This window comes from Bacillus halotolerans (genome assembly GCF_001517105.1).
In the GTDB taxonomy this organism is placed as follows: Bacteria; Bacillota; Bacilli; order Bacillales; family Bacillaceae; genus Bacillus; species Bacillus halotolerans.
Map to the genome: position 1 here is coordinate 270,566 of NZ_LPVF01000011.1, position 9,646 is coordinate 280,211.

Annotated in this window: 11 protein-coding genes; 8 read left to right on the forward strand and 3 right to left on the reverse strand. The window is 41.9% G+C overall.

Annotated features, from left to right (window positions below; translation table 11 throughout):
* The first annotated feature begins 14 nt into the window (after positions 1 to 14).
* The 5 genes from fabL to AU387_RS15090 all read left to right on the forward strand — a co-directional run bounded on the left by fabL (position 15) and on the right by AU387_RS15090 (position 4,030).
* Entirely contained in the window at positions 15 to 767 is a 753-nt protein-coding gene (fabL, locus tag AU387_RS15070) for an enoyl-[acyl-carrier-protein] reductase FabL (RefSeq protein ID WP_010333464.1), read from the forward strand.
* A gap of 71 nt (positions 768 to 838) precedes the next feature.
* A complete protein-coding gene (gene sspE / locus AU387_RS15075; RefSeq protein ID WP_024120660.1) occupies positions 839 to 1,096 on the forward strand; it encodes a gamma type acid-soluble spore protein SspE in 258 nt (85 codons plus the stop codon).
* Between the two features lie 172 nt (positions 1,097 to 1,268).
* Entirely contained in the window at positions 1,269 to 1,529 is a 261-nt protein-coding gene (locus tag AU387_RS15080; RefSeq protein ID WP_024120661.1) for a YgaB family protein, read from the forward strand.
* 143 nt (positions 1,530 to 1,672) lie between these two features.
* Positions 1,673 to 2,203 (forward strand): nucleoside tri-diphosphate phosphatase, encoded by a 531-nt coding sequence (gene ntdP / locus AU387_RS15085; RefSeq protein WP_059336067.1) that lies wholly within the window; start codon positions 1,673 to 1,675, stop codon positions 2,201 to 2,203.
* Between the two features lie 84 nt (positions 2,204 to 2,287).
* Positions 2,288 to 4,030 carry an ABC transporter ATP-binding protein gene (locus AU387_RS15090; protein WP_044163749.1) on the forward strand — a complete coding sequence of 581 codons (1,743 nt, stop codon included), beginning with the start codon at positions 2,288 to 2,290 and terminating at the stop codon, positions 4,028 to 4,030.
* Positions 4,031 to 4,103: 73 nt separating this feature from the next.
* On the opposite strand, the gene AU387_RS15095 is transcribed toward AU387_RS15090, so the two are convergent.
* Together AU387_RS15095 and AU387_RS15100 are read right to left on the reverse strand one after the other, a co-directional pair.
* Positions 4,104 to 5,165, reverse strand: coding sequence for an aromatic acid exporter family protein (locus AU387_RS15095; protein ID WP_044163751.1), 1,062 nt, complete (start codon positions 5,163 to 5,165; stop codon positions 4,104 to 4,106).
* A 219-nt stretch (positions 5,166 to 5,384) separates the two neighbouring features.
* Positions 5,385 to 6,674: a glutamate-1-semialdehyde 2,1-aminomutase gene (locus tag AU387_RS15100; protein WP_044163752.1), complete on the reverse strand. Its 1,290-nt coding sequence runs from the start codon at positions 6,672 to 6,674 to the stop codon at positions 5,385 to 5,387.
* A 151-nt stretch (positions 6,675 to 6,825) separates the two neighbouring features.
* Between AU387_RS15100 and bcp the strand changes: the two genes are divergently transcribed.
* Both bcp and perR read left to right on the forward strand, forming a co-directional pair.
* Positions 6,826 to 7,299, forward strand: coding sequence for a thioredoxin-dependent thiol peroxidase (gene bcp, locus AU387_RS15105; protein ID WP_024120665.1), 474 nt, complete (start codon positions 6,826 to 6,828; stop codon positions 7,297 to 7,299).
* A 133-nt stretch (positions 7,300 to 7,432) separates the two neighbouring features.
* Positions 7,433 to 7,879: a peroxide-responsive transcriptional repressor PerR gene (gene perR / locus AU387_RS15110; RefSeq protein WP_059336068.1), complete on the forward strand. Its 447-nt coding sequence runs from the start codon at positions 7,433 to 7,435 to the stop codon at positions 7,877 to 7,879.
* Positions 7,880 to 7,899: 20 nt separating this feature from the next.
* On the opposite strand, the gene AU387_RS15115 is transcribed toward perR, so the two are convergent.
* Positions 7,900 to 8,253, reverse strand: a complete 354-nt coding sequence (locus AU387_RS15115; protein WP_010333473.1) for a YgzB family protein — start codon at positions 8,251 to 8,253, stop codon at positions 7,900 to 7,902.
* 207 nt (positions 8,254 to 8,460) lie between these two features.
* Here AU387_RS15115 and AU387_RS15120 point away from each other — a divergent pair, with 207 nt between their 5' ends.
* Entirely contained in the window at positions 8,461 to 9,345 is an 885-nt protein-coding gene (locus AU387_RS15120) for a nucleotidyltransferase-like protein (protein ID WP_024120667.1), read from the forward strand.
* Positions 9,346 to 9,646: the final 301 nt, after the last annotated feature.

Genomic DNA, 9,646 nt, shown 5'->3' on the forward strand with positions numbered 1-9,646 from the left:
GAGCTGAGGAAAAAATGGAACAAAATAAATGCGCACTCGTAACAGGAAGCAGCCGCGGCGTCGGAAAAGCAGCGGCGATCAGACTTGCGGAAAACGGCTATAATATTGTCATTAACTATGCACGCAGCAAAAAAGCCGCTCTGGAAACAGCGGAAGAAATCGAAAAACTTGGCGTGAAAGTGCTTATCGTAAAAGCAAACGTAGGGCAGCCTGCAAAAATTAAAGAGATGTTTCAGCAAATTGATGAAACCTTTGGAAGACTGGATGTTTTTGTTAATAATGCTGCATCAGGCGTACTGAGACCGGTTATGGAATTAGAGGAGACACATTGGGACTGGACGATGAACATCAATGCAAAAGCCTTGCTTTTCTGCGCTCAGGAAGCGGCAAAGCTGATGGAGAAAAACGGCGGCGGTCATATCGTCAGCATCAGCTCATTAGGTTCAATCCGCTACCTTGAAAACTATACGACAGTTGGTGTGTCAAAAGCTGCGTTAGAGGCTTTAACCCGTTATCTCGCAGTAGAGCTTTCACCAAAACAGATTATCGTAAATGCGGTATCAGGCGGAGCGATTGACACAGATGCGCTCAAACACTTCCCGAACAGAGAAGACCTTTTGGAGGATGCACGTCAAAATACCCCGGCGGGACGTATGGTAGAGATTAAAGATATGGTCGATACGGTTGAATTTTTAGTGTCATCAAAAGCTGACATGATCCGCGGACAGACCATTATCGTTGACGGCGGGCGTTCTCTGCTCGTTTAAAAAAATTTTTTTAAAAAAAGGAATAGCCACTCGATCACCTGCACATTCTAATGACCGTGGAGGTGATAACAATGGCTAACTCAAATAACTTCAGCAAAACAAACGCTCAACAAGTCAGAAAACAAAACCAACAATCAGCTGCTGGTCAAGGTCAATTCGGCACTGAATTTGCTAGCGAAACAAACGCTCAGCAAGTCAGAAAACAAAACCAACAATCAGCTGCTGGCCAACAAGGTCAATTCGGCACTGAATTCGCAAGTGAAACGAACACACAGCAGGTAAGACAGCAAAACCAATCTGCTGAACAAAACAAACAACAAAACAGCTAATCACTGAAACAGAAAAAAGCACTTCATCTTCGGGTGGAAGTGCTTTTTTCTGTTTGAAAAACGACAAAACTTGTGAAAGCTCAACAGAATGAGTCAAAGGGTTTGCCAGATCAGAATCGAAATGAGTAATGGTAGAAACGTTTAGACTTTGACCAGGCTGAAGGAGGAACCGATGACGGAATTTGAAAAGCTGGTAATAGAACAGATGAAAACGATGGACAAGCTTCTCGATCTCCAATCAGAGCTCGACCGCTGCAAAGAAATCGAAGCAGAACTCCGGCACTTGGAAAGGGATGCAAGGCTGCGCGGTATTCAGGATGAAATTGCGGTAAAACGAAAACATCTTGCTGATATACAGGATACATTTCAAAAACAGACAGAGCAGGTGATTCGTTCATATCGCAGCTCAGAAAAGCCGTCTTCCTATGTGTAGAGCAGGAATGTGCCATTCCCAAGCCGGAATGGCTCTTTTATTTTCATTTTTCAATTTGTAACGTTATAATAGGTAAAAGACGTTGTCGGTAAGCAAATTTGGACATACTAACTGTAGGGCTTTATAGAAAGTAGGGGAGAAATATGGGTTATCCCAAGGAAGGAGAAACCATTCAAATTCACAGCTATAAGCATAATGGGCTGATTCATAGAATTTGGAATGAGACAACAATCTTAAAAAGTACAGAAATGTGTGTCATCGGAGCCAATGACCGGACGATGGTAACCGAATCAGACGGCCGGACATGGATAACCAGAGAGCCCGCAATCTGTTATTTTCACGCAAGACAATGGTTTAATGTCATCGGGATGCTGAGGGAAGACGGGGTTCATTATTATTGCAACATCAGTTCTCTGTTTGCCTATGATGGCGAAGCAATTAAATATATTGATTATGACTTAGATGTTAAGGTTTTTCCTGACATGACTTACAATATTCTCGATGAAGACGAATATGATGATCATCGGAAAGCCATGAATTATCCAAAAGAAATTGACAGTATTTTAAGAGACTACTTAAACACGCTGCTCCATTGGATTCATCAGCGGCAGGGCCCGTTTGCACCCGAGTTTGTCGATATGTGGTATGAACGGTATTTGCGCTATACAAAATAATGGTTGAGTAAAAACCTGTTGCGGGGTACAACAGGTTTTTCACATGGGCTCACACACATCATGATAAAGAGAGGGGGAATCAACGTGGGGGTTATGAAACGCTATATGCAATTCGTCAAACCTTATAAGAAGCAAATTTTCATTACAGTATTAATCGGGATCGTAAAATTCTCCATTCCGCTTGCTCTCCCATTGCTCCTGAAGTACGTAGTTGACGACATTATTCAAGGAGGCGGCACGGCCAGTGACAAAACAACGTCATTGTTCACCATTATGGCGATCATGTTCGCCTTATTTTTAATTTTGCGCCCGCCTGTTGAATATTATCGGCAATATTTTGCCCAGTGGACAGCCAGCAAGGTACTCTATGATATAAGAGCCAAGCTGTTTGATCATATACAGAAGCTGAGCCTTCGTTTCTATGCGAATACTAGAACAGGGGAAGTCATTTCCCGAGTCATCAATGACGTGGAACAAACAAAGGATTTTGTGATCACAGGTCTGATGAATATATGGCTCGATATGCTGACGATTTTGATCGTGATCTCTATCATGCTGACACTGGACGTTAAATTAACGCTTATTTCCATCATTTTGTTTCCGTTATACGGTATATCAGTGAAGTATTTTTACGGCCGTTTAAGAAAGCTGACAAGAGAGCGGTCACAGGCGCTTGCTCAAGTACAGGGGCATTTGCATGAACGGATTCAAGGCATGCCGGTGATCAGAAGCTTTGCGATAGAAGACCATGAGCAGGCCAACTTTAACGAAAAAAACAGCCATTTCTTAGATAAAGCAATCCGTCATACGAATTGGAATGCCAAAACTTTTGCGGTTGTCAACACCATTACAGATCTGGCACCGCTCATCGTGATTGCATTTGCCGGCTATTTTGTCATCAACGGACCGCTGACAGTCGGAACGATGGTTGCGTTTGTCGGGTATATCGACAGAATGTATAACCCTGTCAGAAGGCTGATTAATTCTTCTACAACCTTGACGCAGTCAATCGCTTCAATGGACAGGGTATTTGAATTTATTGACGAGCCGTATGAACTGACTGACAAACCAAATGCCATCAAAGCTGACCATATCCGCGGAGAAGTCGAATTTCGTAATGTGTCGTTTCAATATGAAGAGGGAAAAGAAAACATCCTTCACGATGTATCTTTAAAAGTAACCAGAGGAGAAACCGTAGCCCTCGTTGGAATGAGCGGCGGAGGGAAATCCACGCTTGTCAGCCTGATTCCAAGGTTTTATGATGTATCAAGCGGCAGCCTATTGATTGACGGGACAGACATTCGGGGGTATGAAGCAAGAAGCCTGCGCAATCAGGTTGGCATGGTGCTTCAGGATACCTTTTTATTCAGTGAAACGATTAGAGAAAATATTGCGATCGGAAAACCTGATGCCACGCTTGAAGACATTATGGAAGCCGCAAAAGCAGCCAATGCACATGATTTTATTATGAATTTTCCGGAAGGGTATGAGACCCGTGTGGGAGAAAGAGGCGTTAAGCTCTCAGGGGGACAAAAACAGCGGATTTCCATTGCGCGTGTATTTCTGAAAAATCCGCCGCTGCTGATCTTGGATGAAGCTACTTCAGCTTTGGATCTTGAAAGTGAGCACTACATTCAAGAAGCGATGGACAAGCTGGCGAAAGACAGAACAACTTTTGTTGTGGCCCACCGCTTATCAACCATCACACATGCGGATAAAATTGTCGTCATGGAAAACGGAACAATCATCGAAACAGGAACCCATGATGAACTGATGGATTATGACAGTCAATACAAGCACTTATTCACAATCCAAAACTTGAACTAAACATTGATCTTATATCCTTTTATCAAGGATATAAGATTTTTTTGTATAAAAAAACCCGGTGATGTCAACCGGGCTACTCTTCTATTTCCAATTCGCAGTCTTTTGGATGGTACGTTTGAAAGCTTGTAATAAGTGTTTCTAAATGTTCAAGCTGCTCGCGATATTCCACAGCGCTTGCCATAATATTAAGCATATTATAATCAAGAAGCTCATCATCAGAGTTGCGCTGGTTTCTAAGAAATGACTTTGTCAGCAGCTGTTTGTATTGGATGCCTTCTTCATCTGTATCATCATGCGGTTTAATTTTGCCGACAAACCTCATCAAAATCCGCTCGTGCCAATAAAGCAGGTAATCAAGCTCTTCAGTCAGCGTTTCCTGAAACTCTTCAGGCATATGATAAATCTCGTTTTCCAGGCGATGCAGCTTCTTCAGCGTGTCGAGCGCCCGGTTTGCGGTTATTATCGACTGTCTGAACAGGACAAGTTTTCTTGATTTCACGTAAGTCGTTTTCTTAAAGTAGCTTCTTTCTTCTTTATATAGAAGATATGTCTGATCAAGCTTGATCATTTTTTCTTTCAATTTTTCAATATCCTCTTTCAAAATCGAATGCTCTGTTGACTGGCGCATAATCAGCCTGATCCATTTCATAATTTCTTCAGTGTTTTCGACTGTGTTATGAATCAGCTTTGTCTCGTACTTAGGCGGCAGGAACACCAGGTTGACGATAAAGGAAGAAAGTACCCCTAAAATGACTGTGCTTGTTCTGATCAGCGCAAACATTAAGAAGTCGTCACCGGCAGATTCTAAAATCGCAATAACTGTAACAAGAGCAATCGAAATCGTATGTTCAATTTTAAGCTTCAGCATTATGGTAATAACAATAACTGCTGTCAATCCGATCATAATCGGACTGGGTCCGAAAATAAGACCGAACACTGTGGCGATAACAGCTCCGATAATATTTGCCTGAACCTGATCAATAATAATAAGAAAAGAGCGGTAAATTGACGGCTGGATCGCAAATATCGCTGCAATCCCAGCAAAAATCGGTGCGGGAAGTCCGATCCACGAAGCTAAATAAAGAGCCAGCGTAATCGCGATCCCTGTTTTGAAAATGCGGGCACCAAGTTTCATTGGTTTGTGCGTGCATTCCTTTCTATAATAAATTGTTTGACCTAGCAAATGGCTAATCATTAAAATTCCCTGTGAGTTTATTTGCTAAACAATTAAGTAATATACAGGGATCAATACAATTATTCAAGCTATTTTTCAAGAAAAAGACCAAAATCTTACACGCTTTTTAAAAGTACAAAAAAACAGGAGCTTTAAGCTCCTGTCCGGGGATGTGCAAAATTACTTTTTAAGATGTTTAAAAGCATCCTCAACAGCAGCAAGCGTATCTTTAATATCCTGCTCTGTATGCGCTGTTGTAATAAACCACGCTTCATATTTAGAAGGTGCGAGATTAATGCCGCGCTCAAGCATCAGCTTGAAAAACGTAGCGAATGTTTCACCGTCACTGCGTTCTGCCTGATCGTAATTTTCTACTTTCTCATCAGAGAAGTAAACCGTCAGCGCACCCTTTAACCGATTGACTGTTATTGTGATGCCGTGGGTTTCTGCGTGTGCCAAAATGCCTTCCTCAAGCATAGCGCCAAGATGGTCAAGCTTTTCATACACGCCTTCCTCTTTCAGCACTTCCAGGCAAGCAATGCCGGATAAAATAGAAGCGGGGTTTCCGGCCATTGTTCCTGCCTGATATGCAGGGCCGAGCGGTGCGACTTGCTCCATAATTTCTTGTTTGCCGCCATAGGCTCCAATTGGAAGTCCGCCGCCAATAATTTTTCCGAGTGCAGTTAAATCCGGTTTCACTTGTAAAAGATCCTGAGCACCGCCATACATAAAGCGGAAAGCAGTAATGACTTCATCATAAATAACGAGGGCGCCCGCATTGTGTGTCAGTTCGTTTACTTGTTCTAAGAAACCTTCTTTTGGCTCAACGATACCGAAGTTGCCGACAATCGGTTCAACGAGAACCGCTGCGATTTCACTGCCCCATTTATCTAAGGCCGCTTTGTAGCTGTCAATATCATTAAATGGAACTGTAATGACCTCGTTTGCAATGCTTTTCGGTACACCGGCTGAGTCAGGTGTGCCCAGAGTAGACGGACCGGAGCCTGCCGCTACGAGTACAAGATCTGAATGGCCGTGATAACAGCCTGCGAATTTAATAATTTTGGTGCGGCCTGTGTAAGCACGAGCCACACGGATGGTCGTCATCACAGCTTCTGTCCCTGAATTGACGAATCTTACTTTATCCATAGCGGGGATGGCTTCCTTCAGCATCTTTGCAAAAGTAACCTCATGTTTTGTCGGTGTTCCATATAATACACCGTTTTCTGCGGCTTTTTTAATCGCCTCTGTAATATGCGGGTGGGCATGTCCGGTGATGATCGGCCCGTAAGCCGCCAAATAATCAATGTATTTGTTTCCGTCGACGTCCCAAAAATAAGCGCCATTTGCTTTCTCCATTGCAACAGGAGAACCCCCGCCAACTGCTTTATATGATCTTGAAGGGCTGTTTACACCGCCGACAATATGCTCTAATGCTTCACGGTGAAGTTCAACTGATTTTGTATACAAAAATAATAACCTCCTATATCTCCTTGCGTCCCCTCTATTGTAGCATGCTTCCAGACAAGAACAACGGATTCAGGCTCAAGATACAGGGTCATAGTTGTAATCTGGACAAGAATTGGATACGCTTAATACAAAAACATCCGGAGGTAAAGAAATGACTATTGAAATCGGACAAAAAGCGCCTGATATTGAGTTGAAAGGCGATCATGGGGAGATCGTAAAATTATCGGATTATGAAGGGAAGTATATCGTCCTTTACTTTTATCCAAAAGACATGACACCGGGATGCACAACTGAAGCGTGCGATTTTCGTGACAGCCACGAAAACTTCGCTGAGCTGGATGCTGTGATTATCGGCGTCAGCCCGGACAGCGAGGAAAAACACGGGAAATTTAAAGAGAAGCATAATCTGCCGTTTTTGCTGCTTGTCGATGACGAACACAAGCTGGCGGAGGCGTTTGATGTATGGAAACTGAAGAAAAACTTCGGAAAAGAATATATGGGGATTGAACGCTCGACTTTTTTGATTGACAAAGAAGGCCGGCTCATTAAAGAATGGAGAAAGGTAAAAGTGAAAGACCATGTAGCTGAAGCGCTCCAGACGCTGAAAGATATGTCGGGAAAGTAAAATCGTCAATCAGCCTCATAGCATAGCTGCAACTTTTACCCTAATATCAATTGACAAATTATCGTAAAAAGAGTTACACTAATTATAAACATTATAATGTAAGAATCTTTTTTAGAAGAGAGGTGCATGACGGATGGCTGCACATGAACTAAAAGAAGCCTTAGAAACGTTGAAGGAAACCGGAGTTCGCATTACTCCTCAACGTCATGCGATTCTGGAATATCTCGTTAACTCTATGGCTCATCCAACAGCGGACGATATATATAAAGCTCTGGAAGGGAAATTTCCTAACATGAGCGTAGCGACGGTATATAACAACTTGCGTGTGTTCCGGGAATCCGGCCTGGTAAAAGAGCTCACATACGGTGATGCTTCCAGCAGATTTGATTTTGTTACATCCGATCACTATCACGCCATTTGTGAAAGCTGCGGTAAAATTGTGGACTTCCACTATCCCGGCCTTGATGAAGTGGAACAGCTTGCTGCACATGTGACCGGCTTTAAAGTAAGCCACCACCGTTTAGAAATTTATGGCGTCTGCCAAGAGTGTTCAAAAAAGAAAACCATTAAAATAAGCTGACCGCGAAACGGTCAGCTTATTTATTTCGACATTTTCTTCTTATTATAAGACTCATCAAATTCTTTTCCTTCTAAGCTTTGATCTAAAGTCAGCGGCTCTCTGCAATGCATACACATATCTACTCTGCCTAAAACCTTGGTCTCTTTTTCACAGCCCGGACAAATGACCCGAACCGCTTTGGTCGAGAGCATGCCGATCCAAAAATAAACAACCGTGCTGAGCCCGATAGATAAAAGCCCGAGTATCATAAACAAACTCGAAAGCAAAACGGACTCCTTAAAAAAAATCCCGATGTACATAATGATAAACCCAACGAAAACCAAACTTAACGCAAACGTTCTGATCTTATTAATTTTGCTGGAGTATTTCGCCATGTCCATCCCCCTCTGAATTAAATATAGCACAAACCCAATGGGATTTTCTTCATGTTTTCGTTTGAAATGGAATTTAAATATGGAGACTTGCTTTGAAATTGTTTATAATAGTTCAATGTGTTTAGAAAAAAGGAATTTCGATTTAACCATAGAATTGAATCAAATAGAGAATAAAAAAATTTGAACAATTGCATTGGAGGAATAGTGATGGAAAATCTTCTCCGTCCAATTTACCAAGAAAGAGCAAGTCATCCCAATACATTGGCTGTTATTATGATTGAGAGAAGAAACAAAACGTCTTCCATAACAGATAACTTTGATGCCGCTTTGCTTGTCATTGTAAAGCAGTCTGATAAGCCTGTTTTTATAAAGCATTATGAATTTGATCACAAAACAGCCTCTTTGCATGTGATAACTGATGCTCAGGTTCAAGAATGGATTTTGCTCGGCACAAATAGAAGAATCATAGATTGGATTGTAAACGGAAGAGTCATGTTTGACCGCAATGAGTATATTGCTGAGCTTATCGACAGGCTTAATACTTTTCCGTTTGCAGAACGTAAACTGAAGATCGGCCTTGAATACGGCAAGTTAATTAGAAGATACGTTGAAGGAAAAGCTTTCTTTGAAGCCAATCAATTTTTAGATGCCTACAATGCGGTAGTTCATGCGTTGCATCATCTAGCACGTATTGAAGTAATCGACAGAGGATTCCACCCGGAAACCACTGTGTGGAGTCAAGTGCGTCAGATGGAGCCTCAAGTGTACAAATTATATTCCGAGCTGATTGAAAGTCACGAAAGCTTGGAAAAAAGACTTGAATTATTATTCTTAGCAAATGATTTTCTGATTCATTCTAAAGCTGAGATTGGTTCAGCACATCTTTTCGAAGTAATGAAAGAAAAGGACATATGGCAATTTAGCGAGCTTCTTCAGCATCCTGACTTAAAACATTTCACTCAAGACCTTGGCGTCATGCTTGATTACCTGACAGAAAAAGGTCTTATCAGCGTGTGCCGAATTGAAACCAAAGGACAGGCTGTCTTTCATCGAGGATATTCTTTTAAAAAAGATGTTGACTCTGATTCCTGAGCATGGTATATTATTAAACGTCGCTGATGCGCTTCTGAAAAAACAAGCTCACAGCGGCGGAGAAATAAAATAAAAAACATTTGACAAAACAAAGTCGAAATGTTATACTGAAAAAGTCGCTTCTTAAAGAAGTAACGGATGATCTTTGAAAACTAAACAAGACAAAACGTACCTGTTAATTCAAGTTTTATTATAAATCGCACAGCGATGTGCGTAGTCAGTCAAACTGAGGTCTGCACGATGCAGATCACGCAGATGTTACCACAGGATGTGGTGAACTCAATCTGCGATCCATTTATCG